22 protein-coding genes and 1 pseudogene are annotated in these 25735 nt (G+C 68.2%); 9 read left to right on the top strand and 14 right to left on the bottom strand.

The window, feature by feature from the left end:
- Window positions 1-19: 19 nt before the first annotated feature.
- Entirely contained in the window at window positions 20-1273 is a 1254-nt protein-coding gene (locus tag E0H92_RS26360) for a lyase family protein (RefSeq protein ID WP_131459614.1), read from the bottom strand.
- Between the two features lie 56 nt (window positions 1274-1329).
- Between E0H92_RS26360 and E0H92_RS26355 the strand changes: the two genes are divergently transcribed.
- The 3 genes from E0H92_RS26355 (at window position 1330) to E0H92_RS26345 (ending at window position 3893) form a co-directional block, all read left to right on the top strand.
- The gene (locus E0H92_RS26355) at window positions 1330-2058 is read left to right on the top strand and encodes a FadR/GntR family transcriptional regulator (protein WP_131498030.1); all 729 of its coding nucleotides are present in this window, start codon (window positions 1330-1332) and stop codon (window positions 2056-2058) included.
- Window positions 2059-2072: 14 nt separating this feature from the next.
- Entirely contained in the window at window positions 2073-3059 is a 987-nt protein-coding gene (locus tag E0H92_RS26350) for an NAD-dependent epimerase/dehydratase family protein (RefSeq protein WP_131498029.1), read from the top strand.
- A gap of 267 nt (window positions 3060-3326) precedes the next feature.
- A complete protein-coding gene (locus tag E0H92_RS26345; protein WP_131498028.1) occupies window positions 3327-3893 on the top strand; it encodes a hypothetical protein in 567 nt (188 codons plus the stop codon).
- 94 nt (window positions 3894-3987) lie between these two features.
- On the opposite strand, the gene E0H92_RS26340 is transcribed toward E0H92_RS26345, so the two are convergent.
- The 6 genes from E0H92_RS26340 to E0H92_RS26315 are packed head-to-tail and all read right to left on the bottom strand — an operon-like array spanning window position 3988 to window position 11164.
- Entirely contained in the window at window positions 3988-6501 is a 2514-nt protein-coding gene (locus E0H92_RS26340) for a tetratricopeptide repeat protein (RefSeq protein ID WP_131498027.1), read from the bottom strand.
- Between the two features lie 47 nt (window positions 6502-6548).
- On the bottom strand, window positions 6549-7259 hold the full coding sequence (locus E0H92_RS26335) for an N-acetylmannosamine-6-phosphate 2-epimerase (RefSeq protein WP_202873817.1): 711 nt from the start codon (window positions 7257-7259) through the stop codon (window positions 6549-6551).
- Window positions 7256-8146, bottom strand: coding sequence for an ROK family protein (locus E0H92_RS26330; protein WP_131498026.1), 891 nt, complete (start codon window positions 8144-8146; stop codon window positions 7256-7258). Before E0H92_RS26330 ends, E0H92_RS26335 begins: the two co-directional genes overlap by 4 nt.
- Entirely contained in the window at window positions 8143-8955 is an 813-nt protein-coding gene (locus E0H92_RS26325) for a carbohydrate ABC transporter permease (protein WP_131498025.1), read from the bottom strand. Before E0H92_RS26325 ends, E0H92_RS26330 begins: the two co-directional genes overlap by 4 nt.
- The gene (locus E0H92_RS26320) at window positions 8952-9818 is read right to left on the bottom strand and encodes a carbohydrate ABC transporter permease (RefSeq protein ID WP_131498024.1); all 867 of its coding nucleotides are present in this window, start codon (window positions 9816-9818) and stop codon (window positions 8952-8954) included. The genes E0H92_RS26325 and E0H92_RS26320 overlap by 4 nt, the downstream gene beginning before the upstream one ends.
- Window positions 9819-9820: 2 nt before the next feature.
- Window positions 9821-11164 (bottom strand): extracellular solute-binding protein, encoded by a 1344-nt coding sequence (locus E0H92_RS26315; protein ID WP_131498023.1) that lies wholly within the window; start codon window positions 11162-11164, stop codon window positions 9821-9823.
- Between the two features lie 121 nt (window positions 11165-11285).
- On the opposite strand from E0H92_RS26315, the gene E0H92_RS26310 reads away from it, so the two are divergent.
- The 4 genes and pseudogenes from E0H92_RS26310 to E0H92_RS26295 all read left to right on the top strand — a co-directional run bounded on the left by E0H92_RS26310 (window position 11286) and on the right by E0H92_RS26295 (window position 14296).
- A complete protein-coding gene (locus E0H92_RS26310) occupies window positions 11286-11972 on the top strand; it encodes a GntR family transcriptional regulator (RefSeq protein ID WP_131498022.1) in 687 nt (228 codons plus the stop codon).
- A gap of 30 nt (window positions 11973-12002) precedes the next feature.
- Window positions 12003-12766: pseudogene (locus tag E0H92_RS45670) on the top strand (SDR family NAD(P)-dependent oxidoreductase).
- Window positions 12766-13776 (top strand): Gfo/Idh/MocA family protein, encoded by a 1011-nt coding sequence (locus tag E0H92_RS26300; RefSeq protein ID WP_131498021.1) that lies wholly within the window; start codon window positions 12766-12768, stop codon window positions 13774-13776. Before E0H92_RS45670 ends, E0H92_RS26300 begins: the two are co-directional and overlap by 1 nt.
- A 25-nt stretch (window positions 13777-13801) precedes the next feature.
- Window positions 13802-14296 (top strand): P-loop nucleotide/nucleoside kinase family protein, encoded by a 495-nt coding sequence (locus tag E0H92_RS26295; RefSeq protein ID WP_131498020.1) that lies wholly within the window; start codon window positions 13802-13804, stop codon window positions 14294-14296.
- Here E0H92_RS26295 and E0H92_RS26290 read toward each other — a convergent pair.
- Window positions 14244-15407, bottom strand: coding sequence for a sensor histidine kinase (locus tag E0H92_RS26290; RefSeq protein ID WP_202873816.1), 1164 nt, complete (start codon window positions 15405-15407; stop codon window positions 14244-14246). The two genes, E0H92_RS26295 and E0H92_RS26290, sit on opposite strands and share 53 nt — an antisense overlap.
- Window positions 15392-16048: a response regulator transcription factor gene (locus tag E0H92_RS26285; protein ID WP_131498019.1), complete on the bottom strand. Its 657-nt coding sequence runs from the start codon at window positions 16046-16048 to the stop codon at window positions 15392-15394. Before E0H92_RS26285 ends, E0H92_RS26290 begins: the two co-directional genes overlap by 16 nt.
- Window positions 16049-16133: 85 nt before the next feature.
- Here E0H92_RS26285 and E0H92_RS26275 point away from each other — a divergent pair, with 85 nt between their 5' ends.
- Both E0H92_RS26275 and E0H92_RS26270 read left to right on the top strand, forming a co-directional pair.
- A complete protein-coding gene (locus E0H92_RS26275; RefSeq protein ID WP_238173592.1) occupies window positions 16134-19061 on the top strand; it encodes a glycosyltransferase family 39 protein in 2928 nt (975 codons plus the stop codon).
- A 52-nt stretch (window positions 19062-19113) separates the two neighbouring features.
- Window positions 19114-19944, top strand: coding sequence for an ABC transporter substrate-binding protein (locus tag E0H92_RS26270; RefSeq protein ID WP_131498018.1), 831 nt, complete (start codon window positions 19114-19116; stop codon window positions 19942-19944).
- A gap of 2 nt (window positions 19945-19946) precedes the next feature.
- Here the strand turns inward: E0H92_RS26270 and E0H92_RS26265 are convergent, their stop codons facing one another.
- From E0H92_RS26265 to E0H92_RS26245, 5 genes are read right to left on the bottom strand one after another with little or no spacing between them, the layout of a single operon-like run.
- Entirely contained in the window at window positions 19947-21635 is a 1689-nt protein-coding gene (locus E0H92_RS26265) for an ABC transporter substrate-binding protein (protein WP_131459623.1), read from the bottom strand.
- The gene (locus tag E0H92_RS26260; RefSeq protein WP_131459624.1) at window positions 21632-22651 is read right to left on the bottom strand and encodes an ABC transporter ATP-binding protein; all 1020 of its coding nucleotides are present in this window, start codon (window positions 22649-22651) and stop codon (window positions 21632-21634) included. The genes E0H92_RS26265 and E0H92_RS26260 overlap by 4 nt, the downstream gene beginning before the upstream one ends.
- A complete protein-coding gene (locus E0H92_RS26255) occupies window positions 22648-23631 on the bottom strand; it encodes an ABC transporter ATP-binding protein (RefSeq protein ID WP_131498017.1) in 984 nt (327 codons plus the stop codon). Before E0H92_RS26255 ends, E0H92_RS26260 begins: the two co-directional genes overlap by 4 nt.
- Complete coding sequence (locus tag E0H92_RS26250) at window positions 23628-24527, bottom strand: ABC transporter permease (protein ID WP_131459626.1); 900 nt, start codon at window positions 24525-24527, stop codon at window positions 23628-23630. Before E0H92_RS26250 ends, E0H92_RS26255 begins: the two co-directional genes overlap by 4 nt.
- A gap of 3 nt (window positions 24528-24530) precedes the next feature.
- A complete protein-coding gene (locus E0H92_RS26245; protein WP_202873815.1) occupies window positions 24531-25490 on the bottom strand; it encodes an ABC transporter permease in 960 nt (319 codons plus the stop codon).
- Between the last annotated feature and the right edge of the window lie 245 nt (window positions 25491-25735).

Here is a 25735-nt window from a genome sequence, read left to right as displayed (position 1 = left end):
ACATCTCCTTGTCGATTCCTTATCGCTGGACGCTCCGCGCCGCGGATTCGTAGCCGTCGGTCGTGGCAGTCAGTACGGCGGACTCGAGCGAGCCTGCCAAGTTGCGGGCGACCGCGTCCTCGCGCCAGCGCAGTCCGGTGATGCAGCGCCCGGCGAAGACCTCCGACACCCGGTGCAGATTGGTGAGCCCGTCCAGCAGGCCGAGCGTGACGACCGGCGCCATCGCCGAGACCTCCAGCTCGCCGACCTCGGTCGCGCTCCGCGCCGCCGCGGTCGCGCCGTTCAGCAGGAACGACACCTGCATCACCAGTTCGGGGATCACCGGGTTCACCTTGCCCGGCATGATCGAACTGCCGGCCTGTACCGCGGGCAGCTCGACCTCGCCGATCCCGCCGACCGGCCCGGACGCCAGCAGCCGCAGGTCCCGCGCGATCCGCGCCAGCACCCGCCCGGCCCGGCTCGCGGCCTCGCTGACCGCGGTCAACGGCTCGAGTGACGCGAGCGAGTACGACGGACTCGGCGCGATGGTGAGGGCGAGGCCGGTGAGCGCCGTCAGCTCCTCCAGCGCAGCCTCGGCGAAACCGGGGGCGGTTCCGAGTCCGGTCCCGACGGCGGTCCCACCGAGCGGTACGGCGTACAGCTCGGTGGCAGCTGCGACGAGGGCATCCATCGCCGGGCCGACGCTCGCCGCCTGACCGCGGTGGAAGTCGGCGACCGGGATCGGTACGGCGTCCTGCAGACAGGTACGGCCGAGATGGACCAGGGCGTCGTACTCGATCGCCTTGTTCTCCAGGGACTCCGCGACCCGGCGCAGACCCACCAGCGCCTGGTCGATCAACGGGATGACGGCGATCGCGATCGCTGTCGGCATCACGTCGTTGGTGGACTGGCCGCGGTTCACGTGGTCGTTGGGGTGGACGACGACGCCCGACAACTGGGACGCACGGGCGGCGAGGACCTCGTTCACGTTCATGTTGGTCGACGTACCGCCTCCTCCCTGGACCACCGGCAGCACGAACTGGCCGAGATGGCGGCCGGCCCGGACCTCTTCACCTGCCGCGACGATCGCACGGCCACGGGTCTCGTCGAGTTCACCGAGCGCGACGTTGGCCCGCGCGGCGGCGATCTTCACCGCGGCGACGGCCTTGACCAGCTCGGGCCGATCGGACAGCCGCGGCCCGGCCAGCGGGAAGTTGGTGAGGGCTTGCGCGGTCTGAGCGCCGTACAAGATCTCACCGCCGTTCAGATTCGCCAGGTGGTCAGACCAATTCATGCACAGGACTATGGCGATTGGCCTGACCACCTGTCAACCTGTTCTAGACTTTTGGCGTGAACCCGTCCGATGAGAGCCCCTTCGCCCCGGTGGCCACGCCCCGGAGCGCACCCGCCCAGGTCGCGGACCAGGTGGTGGCAGCGATCCGCGACGGTCAGATCCAGCGCTACGACCGCCTCCCCGCCGAGCGCGAGCTGGCCAGGCTCCTCGGCGTCAGCCGACCGACGTTGCGTGAAGCGCTCGCCGGGCTGGAGCTCGCCGGGCTGGTGCGGTCCCGGCAAGGCCATGGCACCGTCGTGATCGCGTCCCCGGCGCATGTCGCGAACTGGGGCGCCGAGGTCACTCCGATCCAGGTGTTCGAGGCTCGACTGGTGATCGAGCCCGAACTCGCCCGGCTCGCGGCCGAGAAGCGGTACCCGGACGACATGGCCGCACTCCGGGAGGCCGGCGCCGCGGTGGAGCAGGAGTTCGCCGAGACCGGTCACTACCGCAGCGACCTGCCGGTCCACCGCGCCGTCGCCCGCGCCGCGCGCAATCCCGTCCTGGAAACGGCCCTCGAGGACGCCCTACGGCATACCGAATCGGCCCGCTGGCGAGAGCTCCGATCCTCCGCGCTCCGCCCCGAGGTCATCCGCGAAGGCCACGTCGACGAGGTCCGCCAACTCATCCAGGCCGTCACCCAGGGAAGCGCCGCCGACGCCGCCGCCGTCTGGCGCCGCCACCTGATCCACTTCCGCGACGAAATGCTCACCGGCCTCCACGACGAGGACGGCGCTCGCAACTAGGTCAGAATGTCTTCATGACTGGTTTGCGTGTGCTCTTTCTCGGTGGGACGGGGATCATCAGTTCGGCGTCCTCGTGGCGGGCGGTTGAGGCGGGGCTCGATCTCACGGTCGTCAACCGGGGGAAGACCTCGACTCGCGCGCTGCCTCCGGAGGCGCGGGTGCTGACCGCCGACGTCGGCGATGCCATGGCGTTCGCGGAGGTTGCCGGGCAGGAGTTCGATGTCGTGGTCGACTGGTTGGCGTTCACGCCTGATCAGGTGCGGGCTCGGACCGACGCGCTGCGTGGGCGGGTCGGGCAGTACGTGTTCATCAGCTCCGCCTCGGCGTACCAGACGCCACCGGCGCGGCTGCCGATCACCGAGTCGACGCCGTTGCGCAATCCGTTCTGGCAGTACTCGCGGAACAAGATCGCTTGTGAGGATCTGCTCAACGGCCTGTATCGCGACGAGGGTTATCCGGTCACGATCGTGCGGCCTTCGCATACCTATGACCGGACGCTCGTCCCGTTCGACGGCGGATGGACGATCGTGGAACGCATGCGCCGCGGCCAGCCTGTCGTTGTCCACGGCGACGGTTCCTCCTTGTGGACGTTGACTCATCATCGCGACTTCGCGCGCGGTCTGGTTCCGTTGCTCGGTCATCCCCGGACGCTCGGCGAGGCCTTCCAGATCACCTCCGACGACGTCCTCACCTGGGACCAGATCGCCCACACCCTCGCCGCCGCGGCCGGTGTCACCGCCCAGATCGTCCACGTCCCATCGGACGCCATCGCCGCCATCCACCCCGCGTGGGGCGCCGGCCTACTCGGAGACAAAACCCACTCAGCAGTCTTCGACAACACCAAACTCCGCCAAGTAGTCCCCGACTACGTCGCCACCATCCCCTTCGAAACCGGCGCCCGCGAAATCATCACCTGGCACGACGAAGACGCCTCCCGCCGGCGCGTAGACGCCGATATAGACAACGCCATGAACACCCTGATCGCCCGCTACACCAACTGAACGACCAGCCTCTCTCGTCCCCCGTACGGGGGTCAGCCCGAGAAAGTTCGGCGACAGCCGGCGGCGTTTTCGAACAACCTCGATCAAAGTCACCGCACAAGATCACTGTGCGGTTCCACGTGGTGTCCGTAATGTCTGCCGTGGCCGCAGAACCTCAGCACGCGGAAATAGGCCAAATGGGTGACTTACCTATCGAATGCACAGCGGATCCAGCGGGTTCGGCGGAATTCACCGCGGCGTTCGATTCGAAAGACGAGAAAGGGATGAATGTTGAAGAAATGGACGAAACGGGTCACGACCGGCCTGGTGGCCGCTGGCCTGGCGGTCGCCGCGCAGAGTGCACCGGCGCTGGCTGACCAGCAGGCGGCACCGGATTCGGGCACCACCACGGTCGCCGCATCGGAGGTCGACGGCGGCACGGTCGACGTCTCGCTGACCGAAGCGGCCCCGGAGGCCGGAGCCGTCACCGCCGCCTGCGGCGGCTGGCGTGGCGCTTTGGCCAGCTACAGCAAGTGGAAGGTGGACAAGTCGAGCTGCGGCTGGATCACCTTGGATTCGAAGAAGAACCCGCAGCACCGCCGCTACACGTGGCGGATCCCGCCCGGCAGCAACAGCAGGATCTGTGTCCAGGCGCGGGGCATCTACTACAGCACCGCCAAGAAGAAGATGGTCGGGAAGTGGACGACGGCGGGATGCGGAACCGGTGGCACCGTTCTCGTGCGCTGGTCGGGTATCCCGAAGAAGAACGGTGGCTACTCCGGTGCCTCCGGAGTCCCCCAGGTGCGGGCGAAGGTCCAACCGGGCTTCGGCGGCGTCGCGTACAGCTGGAAGTGAATCGGCTCGCGCCGACCTGACCGGCAACGACCACGGATCCGGGACACCGCCCACCCCTCGACGGCGTCCCGGATCCGTGCTGCGGCAGCCCCGACTATCGCAGACCGATCTCGGTGAGCAGGGCCTGCGCCTTCCGCCCGTGATCGTCGGCCAGGCCGGTGTCTCCGGTGACGGCCGCGCCGTGTTCGATCCCCTTGTGCGCCCGTGCTTGCTCGTAGCGGTCGCCCAGTCTCTCGGCGACCGCCAGCGCTTCGCGGTGCCTGGCGATCGAGCCCGCGGCGTCACCCAGGTCGCCGAGTGCGATGCCGATGCCGTTGAGCGCCTTGATCTCGAACTCGCCCAAGCTGTTCCGGCGCGCGAGGTCCAACGCCTCGCTCAGGTGCGCCAGGGCGTCGTCGTGCATGCCCAGCCGCGCGAGCAGCGTGCCGATGTGGAGCAACGCCTCGGTCTCCGGGAACGGGTAGCCGAACTCGCGTGCGCTGCCGAGTGCCCGCCGGTAATGGTCGAGCGCACCGACGGAGTGGCCCTGCTGCTCATGCACCGTACCGAGGTTGCCATAGGTCAGGCATACCCCGACCTGGTCCCCGACCTCCAGCATGATCGCCAGTGCCTCGTCCAGGTACGTCGCGGCCTTGTCCCAGTTGCCGACGCGCATCGCGCTGGTCCCGAGGTTGCCCAGCGCGCGGCTCTCGCTGGTGCGGTTGCCGTTGACCCGGTGCACGAGCAACGCCTGCCGGTAGCAGTCCTCGGCCGCCGCGAAGTCGCTCAGCCGGTCGAAGGCGTTGCCGAGGTTGTTGAGTGCCCGCGCCCAGCTCGCCCGGTCACCGACCGCGTCGTACCGCGTGAGTGCCTGCTTGAGCTGGTCGATGCTCTCCGGGTAGCGGTTGGAACGCAGGTAGACCGCACCGAGGCTCAGATGTGCACTCGCCTGGATCAGCGGGTCGGCGGCACGGACCGCGATACCGTGCACGATCTCCGCGTCGGCGAAGTGCAGCGCGTTGTACAGATAGCGGTTCAGAATCGGCGACATCATGGCCGCGTCCTCGCGTCTGCCCTGCTCCTCGGCCAGTGCGGTGATGCCCACCAGGTTGTGCCGCTCGGCGTCCAGCCACGCTGTCGCCGCCGCGACGTCGGCGAAGTCCGGCGCCGGGACGTCCGAAGTGGACACGGCGGGCCTGCGGTCGCGTTCGTGCGGCGCGTAGCGGTCCATGGCGCGGCAGGCGGCGTGCCGGTAATAGTCGAACAACCGGCCGAGTGCGACCTGCCGGGCGGAGGCGGCGTCCACGTCGCGCGCCAGCCCCGCCGCGTAGAGGCGGACCACGTCGTGCAGGCCGAACCGATCCTGGACGCGTCGCTGCACCAGACTGGTGGCGACCAGTTCGCCCAGCAATGTCTCCGCTGTGCGCAGGTGCACGCCGGCGAGCGCGGCCGCCGCGCGCGTGTCGACGTCGCGGCCGGGATGGATCGCGAGGAGTCGCAGCAGCAGCGCAGCCTCGGCCGGCAGATCGGCATAGGACAGGCCGATGGCGTTCTCCACCTCGTCCTCGGCCCGCAGGCTGCCCCGGCGTTCCGCGAGCCGGGCGGCGTGATCGCGCAACGTCCAGTCGCGCCGGCTCCGGATCCGGCCGGCCACCACCGTCAACGCGAGCGGCAGGTGACCGACCAGTTCGGCGATCCATGCGGCGGCATCGGTGTCCTCGGCGACCTCGGCCGCGCCGACCAGCCTGCGCAACATGTCCAGCGACTCGGTCCCCCGAAACGCCTCCAAATGCACGCGCCGCGCACCGGCCAAGCCGGTCAGGCGCCGTCTGCTGGTGATCAGCACGGTGCCGCCCGGCCGGTCCGGCAGCAGTGGACGCACCTGGTCGGCGTCCGCCGCGTTGTCCAGCACCACGACCGGGTGCCGGTCCGCGAGCAACCGCCGGTAGGTCTCCTGCCTGCCCGCGGGGCCGAGACTGTGGATCTCCGCGCCCGGCACGCCGAGCAGCCGGAGAAACTCGTCCAGCACCGCGAGTGGGTCGGCAGGCGCGCGGTCGGCGTCGTAGCCACGCAGGTCCGTCCACAGCCGGACCACGGCGCCGTCCCGGTGTGTCAGCCGGTGCGCGGCACGGACGGCGAGACTGGTCTTGCCGACACCGGCCAGACCGTCGATCACCACCACCGGCGACCGCCGCTCGTCGCAGCCTGCCCCGGTGATCGCGGCCAGCTCGGCGTGCCTGCCGACGAACTCCGTGCTGTCAGCGGGCAGCTCACCTGCCACTGTCACCCACGACGAGTCGGCGGTGAGTCCCGCGATCACCTGACACACCTGTCGCCACCGCGCTACGACCGCTTCGTCGGCGGTGAGCGCACGTACGATGTCCGCGACGAGGTCCGCGTCCACCCGCCGCCTTCCCGGCTGCAGGCAGCGGTAGACCGTGTTGAACACCGGCAGATCAGGGTTCCCTGCCGCCCGCCGCCCCCGCACGACCCGCCGGTGCAGTTCCCGGTAGGACACGCCGTTCCAGCCGCGCAGCGCGTTCAGCCGAGCCGCCAGCTCATCGAACGAACCGGCGCCCAGCGGCCCCGGCGGCACTCCGCCCTCGTCCGGCGTCCGATCGGGAGTCACGATCCGACACAGTAGTCCGTATGGCGGTCAACACTGTCCATCGCTGATCAGTAGGAGAACCGCTGATCCTCCTGCCGCGGAGCACGGCCGGTCAGGTGTTCTGCGAAGGTTTGGGTGATGCGGGTGGGGTGGGTGATGGCGGTTCCTACGGCTACGGCGTAGGCGCCGGCGGTCAGGCAGGACTGGGCTTCGGTGGGGTTGCGGATGCGGCCTTCGGCGATGACGGGGACGGTCAGCCGGGCGACGAGTTCGGTGAGTAGGTCCAGGTCGGGGCCGCGGGTGACGGGGCGCTCGCCGGTGTAGCCGGCCAGTGTGGTCCCGACGCAGTCGGCGCCTGCTGCGACGCTGTAGAGAGCATCATCCAGACTGCCGCAATCAGCCATCACCAGGGCGCCTGCTGCGTGCACGGCGGCCACGGTCGCCGCCAAAGGTTGTCCGTCGGGCCGGTCCCGGCGCGTGCCGTCCACGGCGACGATGTCCGCGCCGGCGGCGACGCAGTCCAAGGCATCCTCGACTGTAGGCGTGATGAAGACGCCGTCGGCTCCGCGTTTGACCAATCCGATCAGGCAGACGTCGACCAGCGGACGAATAGCCTCCAGGTCCTCGATCCCCTGCGCCCGAACACCTCCCGCGCCACCAGCGACAACGGCCTGCGCAACGGCCGCCATGACAACCGGAGACCGCATCGGCTCACCGGGATAGGCCTGACAGGACACAACGAGCCGCCCTTCGATCGAGGCGAGCCGCGCGTCGATCATGCGCTCATCCTCCTCATCACGTAGTGGGCCGCGCCACGCAGCGCGGTCTCGGCGCCAGCCGTGGAGATCTCGAGCCGCGTGGCCGAGACGGACGGAATCAACGTGTTCTCGTACGCCGAGCGCAGCGCCGACGCCCACGGCTCGCCCGCCCGCGCGACGCTGCCCGCGATGACGACGAGCTCAGGGTCGACGGCGTTCACCAGTCCACCGGCCGCCGCGCCGAGCGCCGTACCGCCGGTTGTCAATGCGGCCTTGGACCGCTCGTCCGCAGGTCGGTCGATCAGATCGCGGGTGGTTGTGACCGCGGGATCGCCGCCGTGGGTGTGGTACCAGGCGAGGATTCCGTGGCCGCTGGCAACGGCTTCGAGATGGCCGGTTCGCCCGCAGGGACAGGGCATTCCGGCTGCCTCGGGTACGACGATGTGGCCGAGATGACCGCCTGCGTGATGGGCGCCGAGGACCGGTTCCCCCGCGACGATCAGACTTCCTCCGACGCCGGTGCCGACCACTAGTGCGAGGAGGTTCGTCGCGTTGTACTCGAGGGACAGCCCGATGCCGAAGGCGTTGCCGTCGCCGAGTACCCAGGTCGGTAGGCCGAGTCTCTCGGACACGAGAGCAGCCAGACGCGTCCCGCCCCACCCGGGAATGCTGCTCGTCGCGGCGAGCACGGTTCCGGTGGAGGTGTCGACGACACCAGCCGTCGAGATGGCGACGGCGATGTCGTCGGGCTGCCGCAGGGAGCCGAGCAGGGCGACCGTCGCGTCGACCACGCCGAGGGCTCCCTGCCCGGCCGGGGTCGGGGTTTGGCGAAGGTCAACGGCGGGGCCGTCGGCGGCGACGCGGGTGGCGGCGAGTTTGGTTCCGCCGATGTCGGCGACGAGGATCATCCCTTCACCGCGCCCGCCGACAGGCCGCTGACCAGATACCGCTGGGCGAAGACGGCGAACAGCACCGGCGGCAACGTGGACAGGACGGCGGTCGCCGAGATGTCGCCCCAGCGGATACCGGTGCTGGTCACGAAGTTCGCGGCGCCGAGGGTGATCGGGGTGGCGTTCGACGACGACAGGACGAGGGCGAACAGGTAGTCGTTCCACGAGAAGATGAAGACCAGGACCGCGACCGCGACCAGTGACGGGGCGAGGATCGGCATCAGCACCGACCAGAGGATCCGGTAGGTGTTCGCGCCGTCGACCTTGGCGGCCTCCTCCACCTCGATCGGCAGGTCCCGGAAGCCCGCGGACAGCAGAATGATCGCGAGCGGCAGGTTGAGGAACGTGTTGGCCAGGATCAGGCCCGGCACGGTGTCGAGCAGACCGAGGTTCGACATCAGCAGGAAGTACGGGACCGCGAAGAAGATTGCCGGAAGCAACCGAAGTCCGCTGGACGCGTTCATGATGAACCGGCCGCCGAACCCGAGCCGGATCGCGGCGTACGTGCTGGGAATCGCGATCAGCAGCACGAGCAGGACCGCGCCGAGCGCGATCAGCCCCGAGTTGAGGAAGAAGCGCGGGAAGTCGTACCCCGCGGCGCCGAGTGCGTTCGCGTAGTGGTCGGTCGTCGGGGTCCCGACGGCGGTGGCGCCCCGGGAGATGTCGCCGTCGGACCTGAAGCTGACGAACAACGTGTTGAACCACGGGACGTTCACCAGTACGGCGATCAGGCCGACGGCGATCGTCGTACCCCAGAGTCGTCTCATCGGTGCGACCCCGCGATCCGCTTGACGAAGAGCGGAACGAACGGCAGCAGGACAATCATCACGAGGGTCGACGCTGCCGCGGCCAGGCCGAACTGCCCGGACTCGAACGCGGTCTTGTAGATGTAGATGCTCATCGTGGTGGTCTTCGTCCCAGGCCCGCCGGCCGTCAGTACGTAGATCACGTCGAAGGTCCGGAGGGCGTCGATCAGCCGGAGGAACACCGCTGCGAAGATGATCGGCTTCATGATCGGGACGACGATGGAGCGCACGATCCGCAGCCGCCCGGCCCCGTCGACCTGCGCCGCCTCCAGGACGTCGGTCGGGAAGGACTGCAGACCGGCGTACATGATCAGGAACGCGAACGGTGTCCACTGCAGGACGTCCAGCAGGACCAGCAGCGGGACCACGGTGTCCGGCGCGAACAGGGAGACATCCAGGCCGACGCTGCGCAGCGCCGCCGGGACGAGGCCGATGTCACCATTGAGCAGCAGCCGGAACATCACGCCGAGCAGCGCGGGCGCCACCATGATCGGCACCAGCAGCATCGTGAAGAAGACCTTCTTCCCGGGGAACTCCCGGTTCACGAGCAGCGCCAGGCCGAACCCGAGCACGGTCTCCACCGCGGTCACTGCCACCGCGAACAGCACGGTGAAGCGCGCGGCGGCCCGGAACCCGGGATCGCTCAGCACGGTGCCGAAGTTCTCGAACCCGGTGAACAGTGTCTCGGGGTTCTGCAGCGACAGCCCGTAGAAGCCGGTCTGGATGCCTTGGTACACCGGGTAAGCCACGAAGATCAGCGCGAAGATGATCAGCGGCGAACCCAGCACCCACTTCGGCACGCGTGCCGTGGTTGGTCTCAGCATCTTCAGCCAAGGAGTTTTTGCAGCGAGGCGTTCGCAGTCTTCAGCGCCGTACCGGCGTCCTGCTGGCCGACCCAGGCGCCGCTCAGGGACTCGGCGAGCTTGCTGTAGGCCTGGAAGGTGTTCGGGAATACCGGCACCGAGTAGCCGTACTTGTCGATCGACTCCGCGATCTGCCCGAACGCCGGGTTGATCGCCGCGTTCTCCTTCAGTACGGCGGGCATCGCCGGGATACCGCCGGCCTTCGCGTACGCCGTCATCGCGTCGGGCGTCGCGAGATAGTCGAGGAACTTGGTCGCGGCGCCCTTGTTACCGGAGTACTTGTTCAGCGCCACGGCCAGCGCGTGCACGTGGGTCTTGTGGCCGGGCACCGGCGCGATCGCGATCTTGCCCGCGACGAGCGGTGACTTCGCCTTGTCGTTCAGCTCCGCGAACCCGGCCGACCACTGCAGCGCGAACGCCGTCGTACCGGCCTTGAGCGCGGCCTGCGTCTCGGGGAACTCGGCCTGCGAACTGTCCTTGGACGTCCAGCCGTTCTTGTAGATCGTGCTGTAGACCCCGACCGCCTTGGCCGCCGCTGGGGTATCCAGATTCGCCTTGCCGTCAGAGGTGGTCCACGAGCCGCCCTGGCCCCAGAGCACGTCGTCCCAGATCATCGTGTTGTACAGCAGGTTCTTGGCCTGCAGGATCGTGCCGTACTGCGTCGGCGCCGCCGGGTTCGCGGTCTTGCTGAACCAGGCCGCCATCGCGACGTAGTCGTTCCAGTCCCAGTCCGTGGCGGGCTTCGGGTCGCGCTTCTCGCCGATCGCCTTCTGGGCCACCGCCTGGTACGCAGGCCACTGGTTCTTCGCCGCGAGCAGCGCGTCGAGCAGGTCCTTGCGGTACAGCAGGAAGTGGTTCGAGACGTCCAGCGGCAGCGCGTACTGCTTGTCCTGGTACTTGAGGCCGTCGACCGCCACCGGGAAGTAGTTGCTGGCGTCAACGGAAGTGAGCGGGTCGAGCGAGTTCGCGTACTGCCCGACGTTGTAGCTCGCCACGAAGTAGATGTCCTGCTGGCTCGACTTGGCCGCCATCAGCGTCGCCTCCTTGGAGAAGGTGTCCTGACGCGACAGCAGGGTCATCTCGACCTTGATCTTGTCCTTGGCGCCCTGTCCGGCGTTGTAGGCCTCGACCACCTTGCCCATGGCATCGCCCTCGGGCCCCGGCCACAGCACCATCTTCACCGTGCCGCTGCCGCTGCCCTGCTCCCCGCCGGCATCGCCGGCCTTCGACCCGGTGCTGGGCGCGCAGCCCGCGAACACTCCCGCCAGGGCAATCGCCGCCAGGACGGCGAGTCTTCCTTCACGCATCACGACCTCCAGGACCGATATCCCTAGGGTATTCTGATTACCATAGGGTTGCTTGACCGTAGCAGAGCCTGCCGGGCAAGCCAAGCGGTGACTGGAAGTCGATTGCACTAGGGTTGGCAGGGTGGCGCACAAGTACGAAGAGATCCTTCAGGACCTGACAGGGCGGATCGCGACGCTCGAGGCCGGGGCGCGGATCCCGACCGAGAAGGAGCTCGCCGCCGAGTTCGGTGCGTCGACGATGACGGTCCGGCGCGCGCTCCAGATCCTGACCCAGAACGGCCAGCTCCGCGGCGTACCCGGTCGCGGCACCTTCGTCGCGCATCCCCGGGTCACGAAGATGATGGGCAGCGCCGCGTCGTTCACCGATGCGATGCGCTCATCCGGCCGCCGGCCGAGCAGCGTGCTCGTGGAGGCCACCGTACGGCGCTCGACCGCCGAGGAAGCCGAGTGGTTCGAGGCACCCGAGGACGCGCAGGTGTACTCGATCAAGCGGGTGCGGCTGGGAGACGGCGTACCACTGGGATTCGAGGTCAGCACCCTGTCGGCGCCACTGCTGCCAGGCCTGCTGGCGGCGAACCTCGAGCAGTCCCTCTACGACACGCTCGCCACGCAGTACGGCATCACCATCGTGCGGAAGAGCATCGTGGTCTCGACCCGCTTGCCCCGCCCCGACGAGGCCGAGCACCTGCGCATCGAGCCGACCCTCCCTTGCCTGCAGACGATCGTCACCTCCGAAACCGGCGACGGCCGGCCCTTCGAACACACCGTCTCCGTCTTCCGCGGCGACCTCTACGAGATCTCCCTCTGACGATTACGGCCACTCTGCCGAAAGGACGCCATGAACGCGATGCAGAAGTTCTCTCTCGAGGGCAAGGTTGCTCTGGTTACCGGTGGTAGCCGGGGGTTGGGGCGGGCGATGGCCGAGGCGCTCGGTGACGCGGGTGCGGCGGTGGCGGTGTCGGCGCGCACGCTCGCATCGGCAGAAGCCGCCGCGACCGAACTGCGCGAGCTCGGCATTCGCGCGTACGGCGTACAACTCGAGGTGTCCGATGTCGAGGACGTCGAACGTGCGGTCGAGCAGGTGAGTACCGAGTTCGGGGAGATCGACGTGTTGCTCAACAACGCCGGTATCGGTGTCGCCGGCCGGGCCTTCGAGACGACGACGCCTGGCACGACGTGTTCTCTGTGAACGTCGACGGCGTCTGGTACTGCAGTCGCGCGGTCGGACGCCGGATGGCGCAGCGCGGCGGCGGCACCATCGTCAACGTCGGTTCGATGTCGGCAGAGATCGTCAACCAGCCCCGCTGGCAGGCGTCGTACCTGTCGTCCAAGGCCGCGGTCCATCAGCTGACCAAGGCGCTGGCGGCCGAGTGGGCGCCGCACGGGATCCGCGTGAACGCGATGGCGCCGGGGTACTTCCTGACCGAGATGTCGCCCGTCGACCAGCCGGAGTTCAAGCAGTGGTGTGTCGATCCCGCCGCCATGAAGCGGTACGGGCTGCCGCCGGAACTGGGGCCGGTGGCGATCTTCCTCGCGAGTGAGGCGTCCAGTTTCATGACCGGCTCTGTCGTCAAGGTCGACGGCGGCTTCACACTGTTCTGATGGTCACCATAGGCATTGTCGGCGCCGGGCTGCGCGGAAGGCTGTTCGCCGAGGCTCTCCAGGGACAGCCGGACGTCACTGTCGTCGGGCTCGCGGAGCCGTCGACCAAGGTGGCCGAGGAGGCCAGGGCGGCCACGGGTCTACCCGTCACCGCGTCGCATTCCGAGTTGCTCGGGGCCTTCGATCCGGACGCCGTGATCGTGGCGACCCCCGACTTCGCCCACCGCCAGATCGCCGTCGATGTGGCCGACGCCGGTAAGCATCTGCTGATCGAGAAGCCGGTCGCCACGACCATGGACGACGCCCGCGCCATCGCCGCTGCGGTCCACCGCGCGGGCGTTCGATGCCTCGTCGGCTTCGAGAACCGCTGGAACCCGCACGTCGTACAAGCCAAGGCAGCGATGGCGAACCTTGGCAGGCCGATCACGGCGTCGGCCACCCTGAGCAACTCGTTCTTCGTGCCGACCACCATGCTGTCGTGGGCGGCTCAGTCGTCACCGGCCTGGTTCCTCATGCCGCACACTCTCGACCTCGTCCTCTGGCTCACCGGCCGGAAGCCCGTGGCGGTCAGTGCGGTGGGATCTCGCGGTGTCCTCGCCCAGCGCGGCATCGACACCTGGGACGTGGTGCACGCCCTGGTCACCTTCGACGACGGATCGACCGCGACACTCTCCTCGGCGTGGACACTTCCGGATGCCGGGGACGGCATCGTCGACTTCCGGTTCCAGGTGATCGGCACCGAGGGGTCGGTGACCGCGGATCTGTCGCATCAGGGCCTCACCGTGGTGAGCGACAAGCACCGGTCGGTGTGGCCGGTCTCCGGCCGGATCGGACGCTCACAGGTCGGCCCGGCGGTGTGGATGGTGCAGGACTTCGCGGCCGGACTCGTCGACGGCGGCGACCTCGGACCGGGCATCGACCACGGCGTCCTCGTCACCCAGATCATCTGCGCGATCGAAGCCTCGATCAGCACCGGCCAGACAGTCCAACTGTCAGCTCCGAGCGATTAGGACACCGCCGATAAACTCGCAGTAGATGATTCTTTGGGTGGGTGGACCGGCGGGCGCCGGCAAGACGACGGTCAGCCAGTTGCTGGCGCAGAAGTACGGGTTGGTCTGGTACAGCGTGGATGCGCACGCACGCGATCATGAGGAGCGTGCGGCTGCGGCGGGGCTTCATGTGTTGGGGAGCGGGCCGGGAGACTTTGATCGTCGGCCGATGATCATCGAGGACGTCCAGGCGGTGAAGACCTCGGTTGTTGTCGAAGGCGCCTTTGTCACTCCCGCGATGGCCGGGGTCGCCGAGAACGCCGTGTGGTTGATGCCTTCCAAGGAGGAACAGCTCGTACGGCTGGAAGGCAGGAATCCCGGCGGCGAGCACGGCGGTCTGATCTGGGGCTGGGAGCTGATCCGCGGTCAGCTCGAGGGGACCGACGCGCACGTGATCGTGGTCGATGGTCAGACAGTCGAGGAGACCCTCAAGGCAGTCGAGCAGCGGTTCGGTGCTCGGCTGGAGGGAAGCGGATCGTGATGTCCAGGCCACCGGCCGGACGGGCGGTGACGGTGATCTCACCGTCGTGCGCGGTGACGATCGCCTGCACGATGGACAGGCCGAGCCCGGCGCCGGCGTCGGTGTGCAGCCGGGCGCCGTCGCCACGGACGAAAGGTTCGAGCAGCAGCTGAGCCTGATCCGGCGTGACCACGGCGCCGCTGTTGCCGATGCGCAGTACCGCCAGGCCGTCCTCCCGGCCGGTGGCGATCTCGACGCGACCGCCTGGCTGGTTGTAGGCGATGGCGTTGTCGACCAGATTGCCGACCATCCGCTCGATCAGAACGGGTACGCCGGTGATCGGCGCAGGCAGCAGATCGCTGCGCACCGTGAGGTCGCGGACCGGCGCCGTCTCGAGAACGGTCGTCACGACGTCGGCGAGATCGACCAGATGCCGCGGTCCGGAGCCGGCCTGGCTGCGGGCCAGTTCGAGGAGCCCGTCGAGAGTGCGTTGACTGTGCTCGACCGCCGCCTTGATGTCCCGCGTCATGGTGAGCAGCTCATCGCTGTCAGGTCTGCCGTCGAGCGTCACGTCGATGGCCGTGCGCATGGTGGTCAGCGGCGTCCGGAGCTCGTGCGCCGCGTTCGCGGTGAACATGCGCTGGCTGTGCAGCACCAGATCGCGCTCGGCGATCCCTTGCTGGATGCGGTCCAGCATCCCGTTGACGGTGCCGGCCAGGGTGGTGAGCTCGTCGGCGGGTGTCGTGACCGGCACCCGTTCGGAGAGGTTCTCCAGGGACAGCCGCTGGGCTGTGGCCGAGATGCTCCGGATCGGTCGCAGGACGCGTCCGGCGACCAGCCAGCCGAGTACGGCGGCCAGCACGATGACCACTGTCAGCGCGATCGCGGCCTGGTTCAGGAACGCGTCCAACGTCGCTTGCTGCAGTTTCTGGCTGACCTGGTGGTTGTCGTTCGGCAGCGGCGGGAGCGGTCCGGGAGTGCCGTCCACGTTGAAGATGACGACCGCGAGCCGCCTGCCCACCGCTCGGCGGAGCAGGAGATAGGTCAGCGCGGTGAGAACGATGCCGGCAGCAAGGACCATGCCCGTGTACAGGACCGTCAGCCGGGCGCGGGCGGTCAGGTGGAGGCGCATGCGCTGATCCGGTAGCCGGCGCTCGTCACGGTCTCGATCAGCGGCGGGTCGCCGAGTTTGCGGCGCAGCGTGCCGATCGCGATCCGGACCGCGTTCGTGAACGGGTCGGCGTGCTCGTCCCAGACCTTGTCCAGCAGGGTCTCCGCGCTGACCACATCGCCATCGGCAGCCAGTAGTTGCTCCAGTACGCCGAACTCCTTGGGCGTCAGGTACAGCGGCCGGCCCGCGCGTTCCGCCGTACGCCGGGCCGGGTCGAGGGCCACGTCGGCGACGCGCAGAACCGGCGGCCGTGCCGGTGTGCTGCGCCGGGCGAGCGCCCCGACACGGGCGATCAGCTCGGAGAACGCGAACGGCTTGCCCAGGTAGTCGTCGGCGCCCAGCGCGAGGCCGTCGACCCGGTCCTCGACCGCACCGGACGCGGTCAGCATGAGGATCCGGGACGTCCCCGTCGCGGCCAACTGCCGGCACACCGCGTCACCGTGCAGCACCGGGAGGTCCCGGTCCAGGACGACGACGTCGTACGGCGTGACCTCGCACTTGTCGAGCGCGGTCCGGCCGTCGAACGCGTAGCCGTGTTTGCGCAATCCGGTCGCGACGTACTTCGCCAACGGTTGCTCGTCCTCGACCAACAGAATCCGCACCAGGACATCCTCGCAGCCGGGACCTATGGATTTGTTATGGAACGGCCATCGGTCCCCCATCGGCCGACCTCGATAGACCTTTGCCATGACTACGGGAACCGAGCCGCCGGCTCCGGCGAAGACCGCGACCGTCGACGTCGTCGTGCCTGTTTTCAACGAGGAACGCTCGCTGCCCGGGTGTCTGCGGGTGCTGGACGAGTTCCTGACGACGAGCTTCCCGTTCCGCTCGACGATCACCGTGGTGGACAACGCCAGTACCGACGGCACGCTGGACGTCGCGCGGTCGCTCGTGGCGGATCACGAGCGGGTCCGGGTCGTGCATCTGGACCGCAAGGGCCGGGGGCTGGCGTTACGCGAGGCCTGGAGTGCGAGCGACGCGGACGTCGTGGTCTACATGGACGTGGATCTGTCCACCGGCCTCGAAGCGCTGCTGCCGCTGGTGGCTCCGCTCGTCAACGGGCACTCGGATCTGTCGATCGGGTCGCGGTTGGCGCCGGGGGCGCGGACTGTGCGCGGCCCGCGGCGGGAGTTCATCTCGCGCGCCTACAACCAGCTGATCCGGTTGATGCACGGGGCACGCTTCACCGACGCGCAATGCGGGTTCAAGGCGGCCCGGACCGACGTCGTCCGGCCGTTGCTCGAACACGTCCAGGACGATTCCTGGTTCTTCGACACCGAACTGCTGTTGCTTGCCGAGCACAACGGCCTGCGGATCCACGAGGTACCGGTGGACTGGGTCGAGGACACCGACAGCCGGGTCGACGTGATCGGTACCGCCTGGGACGACGTCCGCGGACTACTCAGGATGGCGCGGGCCAAGGCCTCCGGGCGGGCACGCGTGGCAGGTCTCCCCCGCCGCCCGGAGCCTCGAGCGACCCACCCGGACGCGGTACTCGGACGCCGCGAGGGTGACCTGGCCTGGCAGCTCCTGCTGCACGCAGGCCGGAAGATTTCTCCTACTTCGGCGCTGGGCCTTCCAGCCAGGAAAGGACACCTGATGGCGGCAAGGAACCGGTGGCGGACGGGAGCGCTGGTGGCGATCTGCCTGCTCGCCGGGTTGCTCTACGTCTGGGAGATCGGCGGCGGGCAGCTGGGCAACACGTACTACTCGGCCGCGGTCAGGTCGATGACCGAAAGCTTCTCCAACTTCCTCTTCGGATCGTTCGATCCGTACGGCGTGATCACGGTCGACAAACCGCCGATGGCCCTCTGGCCGCAGGTGATCTCCGTCCTGGTCTTCGGGTTCCACGGCTGGTCGCTGCTGCTGCCACAGGTGATCGAAGGCGTCGCGGCCGTGTTCCTCCTGCATCGCACAGTGCGTTTGTGGGCCGGTGAGAACGTCGCCCTGCTCGCGGCGCTGATCTTCGCGCTCACCCCGGTCACGGTCGTCATCAATCGCGACAACAACCCGGACACGTTGCTGGTCCTGCTCCTGGTCGCCGCGGCGTACGCCGTCACGCGGTCGGTGCAGGCGCCGTCGGCGCGTCGTCGTACGACGTGGTTGCTGTGGTGCGCGTTCTTCGTCGGGTGCGGGTTCCTGACGAAGATGCTGCAGGCATGGATCGTCGTACCGGCCGTCGCGCTCGCGTTCCTGGTCGGTACCACAGGCCCGCTGAAGCGGCGCATCCTCGACCTGCTCGGTGCGGGCGGTGTGCTGGTGGCGTCGTCGTTCTGGTGGGTCGCGCTGCACGACTGGTGGCCGGGAAGCACGCCGTACGTCGGTGGCAGCGCGGACGGCTCCGCGTGGGACCTGATCGTCGGGTACAACGGTTTCGGCCGGATCTTCGGCGGGGATCAGGGCGGCGGAATGGTGATCGGTACGCCGAACGGCGAGACGAAGAGCGGGTCGTTCGGTGGGGATCCCGGGCTGCTCCGGATGTTCAACGAGCTGGTCGGCGGGCAGATCTCGTGGCTGCTGCCGCTGGCGTTGTTCGTGCTGCTTGTCGTGTCGGTGGCCGGGGTACGGGCGATGCGCCGCACGGCAGCCGGGGATCCGGCGGGGCGGGCGGGCTGGTTCCTGTGGGGTGGGTGGCTGCTGATCACCGCGCTCGTCTTCAGCTTCGCCAAGGGGATCATGCATCCGTACTACACGACCGCGATGGCCCCGGCGGTCGCCGCGATCTGCGCGGCCGGTGTGGCGGTGTTGTGGCGCTGGTACCGAGCCTCGGACGCCTGGGCACTGCTGCCGGCCGGTATCGCGATCACCGCGGCCTGGGCGTTCGTGCTGGTCTCCCGCGACACCAGTTGGTACGGCTGGTGTCGTTGGGCGGTTGTCGTCGTCGCGGGCGCTGCCGTCGTCGCTCTGATCGTCGGACGGTTCTCGGTCGTACGACGTACCGCCATCGGCCGCCCCGCGCTGGCCGTCGCAGTCGCCGCGTTCCTCCTCACCCCAGGTGTCTGGTCGGTGGCCGCCGCCACGGTCAATCCCAACGGCAACACCCCAGCGGCGGGTCCGGCCATAGCGCCAGGCCCCCCGCCTACCGGTCCCGCACCAGTGGTCCAGCCCGGTCCGGGGCGGCGGACTCCGGGCGGACCCGGCGGTCCGGGCCTGGTGATTATCGGCGGAGGGTCCGGCGAGACGAAGCTGACCGATGAGCAGCGGCGAATCCTCGAGTACGCCGAGCGCAACGGCGATGGCGCCGAGATCGCGCTCGCCGTGAACGGCGCCTCCGGTGCGGTCGCTCCTTTCATCATGGAGACCGACTCGACGGTCATCGGTATGGGCGGCTTCGGCGGTCAGGACGACGTGCCTTCCACCGACCAGCTCCAGCGCTGGGTGAACGACGACACCCTCCGCTACATCCTGAGCGCCGCGCCCGGCCAGCAGACGCAACCGATGCCCTCGAACGGCGCCCGAGCGGCCGTCCAGCAGAAGCGCCAGGCCTGGATCGAGCAGCACTCCACTGTCGTCGCGCCCGCGGCCTACGGCAGCAAGCCTCCCGCGGCGAGCGCCGGCCGTCCAACTGTTCTCGGCGGCGCTCCTGACACGCTGTACCGCTGCGGTGAGCAGTGAGACGTTTCATGATGGTCTCTGCGTGTCTACTCGACGGGAGGAATGTGCCGGCATGGAATCCAGTGGTTGGTCGTTCGACGATGATCGGCAGCAGCACGTTGAGCTGGCCGGTCGTCCGGTGCGGGTGCTTGCGTATGCTCAGGCGGCGCAGACGTTGGAGCAGCTCGGCGTACCTGTCGTGGGGTACTTCGGTTCTCAGCACCATGCCGACAGCGGAACGGCGGCAGGGCTCGACCTTCCTTGCGTCGGCTCCGGTGACGGTATCGACCTCGACCTGGTGAAGTCCCTCCGTCCCGACCTCGTAGTGGGTGTCACCTATGCGGGTGAGGTGTACGGCGTCACGCCGGCCGTCGCCGACGAGCTCGAAGGGCTCGCGCCGAGTGTGCTGATCGGGATCGCCGGCGACCGGACGCTTCCTGCCGTCATCTGCCGCTTCCACGAGCTGGCGAGCGCACTGACGCCGACCGACCTCCCGGATTCCGAAGCTGACCTGACGTCGGCGCTCGACGCACTCGGTGAGAACCCGTCGGTGCAGGTGGTTGCGCTGTCGGGCGGCACCGAAACCGACGCCTACGTGGCGAACCCGGCCTACTGGCCGAGCCTGCACCTCTTGGCCGATGCAGGCGTGCAGTTCACGCCGACCACCACCGCAGGCGGGTGGGAGGTGGTGACGTGGACCGAGCTCGCCGCGAAGCATCCTGCCGACCTCGTGCTGTACGACCAGCGCCCGAACTCACTGGGCGCCGATCGCCTGGCCGGTATCCCCGGGTGGTCCGAGGTCCCGGGTGTCCGCACCGGCAAGGTGCTGCACTGGAACCCCGAACCACCGCTGACGTTCACCACCGCCGCCGCGTTCGTCACGGGTGTTGCCGAACACCACTAGCGCTATTTGGCCGGTGTGAGGTTCTGAATCGTGAGGATGGTCTCGGGCCCGAGCAGCGAGTGCGGGACGTACTCCGCGCTCGCCGGGTCCGGCCAGCCGGTCCATCGGGTGGAGTTGACCTCGATGAACCATGCAGCGGTGAACAGCGGCGCGAACGGCACGTTGTCCACGACGATCTTCTGCAACGCGGCGGCGTACTCCTTCTGCTTCGCCTCGTCGTTGGTGACCCGCCATTTCGCCAGCAGGTCATCGGTCGTCTTGTCCTGCCAGCGCGTGTAGTTCGTCGACGCCTCCTGGCCGAGCGGAGCGCCGTTCGCGCTGTTCAGTACGCCGTCGTACCCGGCCCACGGAGTGTTGCCGCCGGCCTGCCAGTCGAGGGCGATGTGGTAGTCGCCCTTCGCCATCTGACCCCACAGCTGGTCCTCCGGAGTCGGCACCACCTTGACGTTGACGCCGAGCCCGGTCCGCCACTGCTCGGCCAGCCCCAGGCCCCAGGCGCTCCAGTTGGAGTACTCGACCACGGGCTTCATCGTCAGCGGGTACGACTTCCCGCCCTTCGACAAGTTGCCATTGGCATCGAGCTTGTACGACGCCTGCGCCAGCTCGGCCTTCGCCGCGGCCAGGTCCTGCGTGTGCGGCTTGTCCTTGTACTCGGGCGCGAGCAGGTCGCCGTACACCTTCGCGTCGTACCCGGTCGCGTTCGTCGGGCTCTGGCCGGTCACGTTCAGCTTGAGCAGCTTCTCCGGGTCGACCGCGCCGTACAGGGCACGCCGGACGTGGACGTCGTCCAGCGGCGGCTTCGCGACGTTGAAGTTCAGGCCCTCGTCACCGCCGGTCGGGTAGGTCCAGTAGTGATTGGTCGCCGGGTTCTTCGCGACGAACTGCTTGTCGGCGTCCTGCCAGGACATCGTGCTCCAGTCGAGCTGCCCGTTCAGCATCATCGCCTTGCCCACCTGCGGGTCGGCGAAGGGCTTGATGTTGATGTGCTTGACGCCCTTGGACTTCCCGCCCCAGTAGTCGTCCCGCCAGTCGAACGTGATCTGCTGCGGCGAGAACTTGGTCAGCTTGGCCGGCCCGGTGCCGATCGGGTCGGGGTTCGTCCAGGTCTCCAGGTTCTGCTGCGACCAGATGTGCTGCGGCACGATCCGCTCGTCGCCGTACGACGCCAGCTTCTGGTACGCGACGTCGTCGTAGCTGACCACGACGGTGTGGTCGTCGGGGGTGGCGATGCTCTTGAAGCCGAGCGAGTTCTGGGTCAGTTTCGGGTTCGCCTTCGGGGCCTCGAAGGTGAACTTCACGTCCTTCGCGGTGAACGGCGTACCGTCGGACCACTTCACGTCCGTGCGCAGCTTGAAGGTCAGCGTCTTGCCGTCCGGGCTCCACTCGAACGACTCCGCGAGCCACGGCTCGGGCTTCTTCCCGGCCAGGTGGTCGATCCGGATCAACGGCTCGTACAGCAGGTTGGTGGCCGGGCTCTTCTTGTCCGCGGGCGAGAACCGGTTCCAGTTCTTCACGAAGGTCGGCGCCGCGGCGGACGCGGTCATGTTCAGCGTGTCCACCGCCGACTTCCCGCCGGTGCTGCCCCCGCCGGCGCCTGTCCCCTTGTCGGTGCTGCACCCGACGGCTGCGGCCGCGAGCGTGACGGCCGCGGCGAGCGCGACCAAGGCATGTCTCGGCTTGCGATGCATCATGGCTTTCCTTCCAGGACGTGGCCCCTGTCCTTCTGATGCAGCCAGCAGTGCGCCCACTGGCCATCAGGGAACTCGGTGCGTTCGGGGAATGTCTGCCGGCACTCGTCCATCGCGAACGGGCACCGGGGGTGGAACTGACAGCCGGCCGGCGGGTCGACCAGGTTCGGCGGCTCACCGAGATCGCCGGCCACGTCGAACAGACCGGCGTCGCCCGACCGCAGCGACCGGCCCGGGTCGGGCGAGGAGTCGAGCAGCAGCTTCGTGTACGGGTGTTTCGGCGACTGGATCACCGAGTCCCGCGGGCCGCCTTCGACCATCTGACCGGCGTACATCACCTGGATCGTGTCGCAGAGGTACCGGGCACTCGCGATGTCGTGCGTGATGTAGAGCAGGGCCAGGCCCTCCTCGTCACGGAGCTTCGCGAGCAGATTCAGGATGTCGAGCCGGATGGAGACGTCCAGCATCGAGATCGGTTCGTCCCCGAGCAGCACACTCGGCCGTACGGCGAGCGCCCGGGCGATGACGATCCGCTGGCGCTGACCTCCGGACAGCTCGTGCGGGAACTTGTCGATGAACTGCTCGACCGGCGTCAGATTCACCTTGCGCAGCAGCTCGAGCGTCTGCTCCTCCAGTTCCTTGCCGCGCAGCGAGCGCTGATGGATCCGCAGCGCCCGGCCGAGGGTGTAGCGCACCTTGTGGAGCGGGTTCAGCGACGCGAACGGGTCCTGGAAGATCAGCTGGACCTGACGGAAGTAGGAGCGTTCGGCGTTCCGGGCGTGCGACACCTCCGCGCCGTTCAGACGGATCGTGCCCGCGGTCTGCGGGTACGCGAGGGCGAGCATCCGGGCGACAGTGGTCTTCCCCGAACCGCTCTCGCCGACCAGGGCGACGATGCTGCCTTTGTGCAGCGTGACGTCGGCGTTCTGCACGGCCTTGACCGTCGTACCGCGGGAGCCCCGGCCGTGTACCGGGAACTCCTTGCTCAGATTGGTTGCCTCCAGCACCGGAATGCTCATGGGGTCTCCTCGTACAGCAAGCAGGCGACGTCGTTGCGGCCGACCGGGCGGAGCAACGGGATCCGCTGGTCACAGCCGTCCAGCCGGTCGGCGCAGCGTGGATGGAACGCGCATCCGGGCGGCGGGGTCCGCAGGTCGGGCGGCGAACCGGGGATGCCGCGCAGCGTGGTGAGTTCCCCGTGCAGCGGTGGGAACGAGTCGCGCAGACCGCGGGTGTACGGGTGTTTCGGCGCGGTGTAGATGTCCCTGGCGGAGCCGAGCTCGACGACCCGGCCGCCGTACATGATCGCGATCTGGTCGGCCAGCTCGAGCAGCAGCGACAGGTCGTGCGTGACGAAGACGACCGCGAAGCCCAGCTGGTCCTGGAGTTTCAGCAGCTGGGCGAGGATCTGCCGCTGCATCACCACGTCCACAGCTGTCGTCGGTTCGTCCATCACGATGAGGTCCGGATCGCAGGCCAGTGCGAGGGCGATCAACGACCGTTGCCGCATGCCGCCGGACAGCTCGTGCGGGTACGACCGCAGCCGCTCGGATCCGATCCCCACCATCGCGACCAGTTCCTCGGCCCGCTCCCAGGCCTGCCGCTGCGTCAGCTGCGGGTCATGGTGCCGCAGTACGTCCTCGAACTGGTCGCCCAGCCGCATCACCGGGTTCAGGCAGTCCATCGCGCTCTGCAGCACGATCGCGAGCTCCGACCAGCGATAAGCACGCAGTTGGCGTTCCGACAGGGTCAGCAGGTCGACCTTGTCGCCGTCCGACGAGTGGTACACGAGCCGCCCGGCGGACGTGACCGCCGGCGGCCGCTGCAACCTCGTCAACGCAGTGATCAGAGTCGACTTGCCCGAGCCGGACTCGCCTGCGACGCCGAGGATCTGACCTCGATGCAAGGTGAATGACACGTCGGCACAGGCCTTCACGGACCCGGTCTGGGAGAGGTATTCGACCGTGAGACCGTCGACCTCCAGCAGGACCTCGCTCATCGGGCCACCTCCGGTTCGGCGGCGCGACGGAAGCGCTTCATCAGCTTGCGGTTCGCGGCGGACAGCCGCGGGTTGCTGATCTCGTCGATGCCGAAGTTGACCAGGGCGGTGGCGGTGCCGAGCAGGGCGATGCACAGGCCCGGCGGCACGAACCACCACCAGAGCCCGTTGAGGATCGCGCTCTGCCCCTGCGCCTCGGAAATGATCGTGCCCCAGCTGACGCTGCCGGTGGTGCCGATCCCGAGGAAGCTCAACGCCGCCTCGGCGAACACCCCGGCGACACAGGCGCGCAGGAACATCGCCGACACGATGCCGGTCATGTGCGGCATCACCTCGGCGAACACCAGCCTGGTCTTGGACTCGCCGAGCATCCGCATCGCGACGGTGAAGTCGCGGCCGCGCAGCGACATCGTCTGCGACCGCAGGGTCCGGGCGCCGCCCGGCCATTCGAAGGCCGCGATGATCAGCGCGATCACCCACCACGCCGCGCCCTGCACGTACCCCGCGATGATCAGCGTCAGCGCGAAACTCGGAAGCGTGAGGAACAGGTTGGTGAACGCCGTCAGTCCGTGATCGAGCCGGCCGCCAAGGAACCCACTCGGTACGCCGACCAGCGCGGCGATCACCGTGGCGAGAACGGCGCTCGTGATCCCGACGAAGACCGAGCCGCGGGCGCCGACGATCACCTGGGCGAGGACGTCGGAGCCGGGCAACGTCGTACCCAGGAGATGGTTCGCGCTGGGCGGTTGCCCCAACGCGTCGTAGTCGATCGCGCGCGGCGTCGTGTCCATCACCGACGACACGAACCACGGGCCGAGCAGGGCGAGCAGCAGGAAGGCGGCGAAGACGCCGAGTCCGATGCGGACCTTGGAGTTGCGCAGGAATCCGTTCAGCATGGGTCAGGCCTCGTCCCTGGTTCGCGGGTCGAGCAGGACGTAGATCGAGTCGGCGATCAGGTTCGCGATCAGCACGGTGAGCGTGATCAGCAGGAAGATCGTCTGCATCACCGGGAAGTCGTGATCGACCGTCGCCCGGTACAGCCGGTGGCCGAGACCGGGATAGGTGAACACCACCTCGGTCAGCAGGACGCCGCCGAGGATGCCGCCGATCGCGAGCGCGAGTCCGGTGACGTTGGGCAGCAGTGCGTTGCGTGCGGCGTACTTGAACAACACCCGCCAGGTCGGCAGGCCCTTGGCCTTCGCCAGCAGCACGTAGTCCTCGCTGACCGTCGTCACCATCACGTTCCGCATGGTGAACAGCCAGCCGTTGAACCCGATGAAGATCAGGGTCAGCGCCGGCAGCGCGCCGTACTTGAGGATGCTGAGCAGGAACCAGACGTTGTTGATCTGGTACGGCACGTCGGGATCATAGGCACCCGAGACCGGGAACCAGCCGAGCTTGAACGCGAACGCCCAGAGCGCGACCAGCGACAGCCAGAACGTCGGAATCGCGTGCAGGAACGTCGTGGTCGGCGCGAAGATCGCGTCGAACCGGCTGCCCGGTTTCCAGCCCATGTACGCACCCAGCGCAGTTCCTATGATCCAGGCGATCACCGTGGTCGTCCCCACCAGCAGCAGGGTCCACGGCAGGGCTTGCGCGATGAGATCGCTGACCGGTGTCGGGTACTCGCTCAACGAGAGCCCGAAGCGGAAGTGCACGAGATCGTTCAGGTAGTGCAGGTACTGCGCCGGCAGGTTCTCCCGGGCGCCGCCGAAGAACAGGCGCACCGAGCGGATCTGGTCCGGGGTCGGCGCCTGGCCCGTCAACTGCTGGATCCGGCGGAGCATGGTCGCGGCCGGATCGCCCGGCATGAACCGCGGGATCAGGAAGTTGAAGGTCAACGCCGCCCAGAACGTCACCAGGTAGAACCCGAGGCGCCGTCCCAGGTACCGCAGGCTGGCTGAGGTGCTGATCAGTCCTCACTCCCCTCGCACGCGTCGTCACAGGGATCTGATTGGACGTGACCGTATCTGAGCAAAGATGTTTGAACAAGGTCTAATTCACACATCTACGAAAAACTGAATCGTTCAGGAGTTGGATTGGTCCGGACCGCTGCGGACCGGCTGAGGGAATCCGGGGACGCCGCGTAAGGTGACTGCCGGAA

The sequence above is a fragment of the Kribbella speibonae genome (assembly GCF_004331375.1).
GTDB lineage: Bacteria > Actinomycetota > Actinomycetes > Propionibacteriales > Kribbellaceae > Kribbella > Kribbella sindirgiensis.
The sequence above is the reverse complement of the archived record's forward strand: the minus strand, read 5'-3'. Positions and strand labels throughout refer to the sequence as shown.

Coding starts and splice junctions, on each gene's coding strand:
- E0H92_RS26345 (WP_131498028.1), top strand. CDS start 3,327: ATGTTGAAGAAATGGACGAAACGGGTCACGACCGGCCTGGTGGCCGCT.
- E0H92_RS26330 (WP_131498026.1), bottom strand. CDS start 8,146: ATGATCCTCGTCGCCGACATCGGCGGAACCAAACTCGCCGCCACCCGC.
- E0H92_RS26300 (WP_131498021.1), top strand. CDS start 12,766: ATGGTCACCATAGGCATTGTCGGCGCCGGGCTGCGCGGAAGGCTGTTC.
- E0H92_RS26250 (WP_131459626.1), bottom strand. CDS start 24,527: ATGCTGAACGGATTCCTGCGCAACTCCAAGGTCCGCATCGGACTCGGC.
- E0H92_RS26290 (WP_202873816.1), bottom strand. CDS start 15,407: ATGCGCCTCCACCTGACCGCCCGCGCCCGGCTGACGGTCCTGTACACG.
- E0H92_RS26270 (WP_131498018.1), top strand. CDS start 19,114: ATGGAATCCAGTGGTTGGTCGTTCGACGATGATCGGCAGCAGCACGTT.
- E0H92_RS26255 (WP_131498017.1), bottom strand. CDS start 23,631: ATGAGCGAGGTCCTGCTGGAGGTCGACGGTCTCACGGTCGAATACCTC.
- E0H92_RS26260 (WP_131459624.1), bottom strand. CDS start 22,651: ATGAGCATTCCGGTGCTGGAGGCAACCAATCTGAGCAAGGAGTTCCCG.
- E0H92_RS26265 (WP_131459623.1), bottom strand. CDS start 21,635: ATGATGCATCGCAAGCCGAGACATGCCTTGGTCGCGCTCGCCGCGGCC.
- E0H92_RS26335 (WP_202873817.1), bottom strand. CDS start 7,259: ATGATCGACGCGCGGCTCGCCTCGATCGAAGGGCGGCTCGTTGTGTCC.
- E0H92_RS26295 (WP_131498020.1), top strand. CDS start 13,802: ATGATTCTTTGGGTGGGTGGACCGGCGGGCGCCGGCAAGACGACGGTC.
- E0H92_RS26315 (WP_131498023.1), bottom strand. CDS start 11,164: ATGCGTGAAGGAAGACTCGCCGTCCTGGCGGCGATTGCCCTGGCGGGA.
- E0H92_RS26360 (WP_131459614.1), bottom strand. CDS start 1,273: ATGAATTGGTCTGACCACCTGGCGAATCTGAACGGCGGTGAGATCTTG.
- E0H92_RS26325 (WP_131498025.1), bottom strand. CDS start 8,955: ATGAGACGACTCTGGGGTACGACGATCGCCGTCGGCCTGATCGCCGTA.
- E0H92_RS26320 (WP_131498024.1), bottom strand. CDS start 9,818: ATGCTGAGACCAACCACGGCACGCGTGCCGAAGTGGGTGCTGGGTTCG.
- E0H92_RS26275 (WP_238173592.1), top strand. CDS start 16,134: ATGACTACGGGAACCGAGCCGCCGGCTCCGGCGAAGACCGCGACCGTC.
- E0H92_RS26350 (WP_131498029.1), top strand. CDS start 2,073: ATGACTGGTTTGCGTGTGCTCTTTCTCGGTGGGACGGGGATCATCAGT.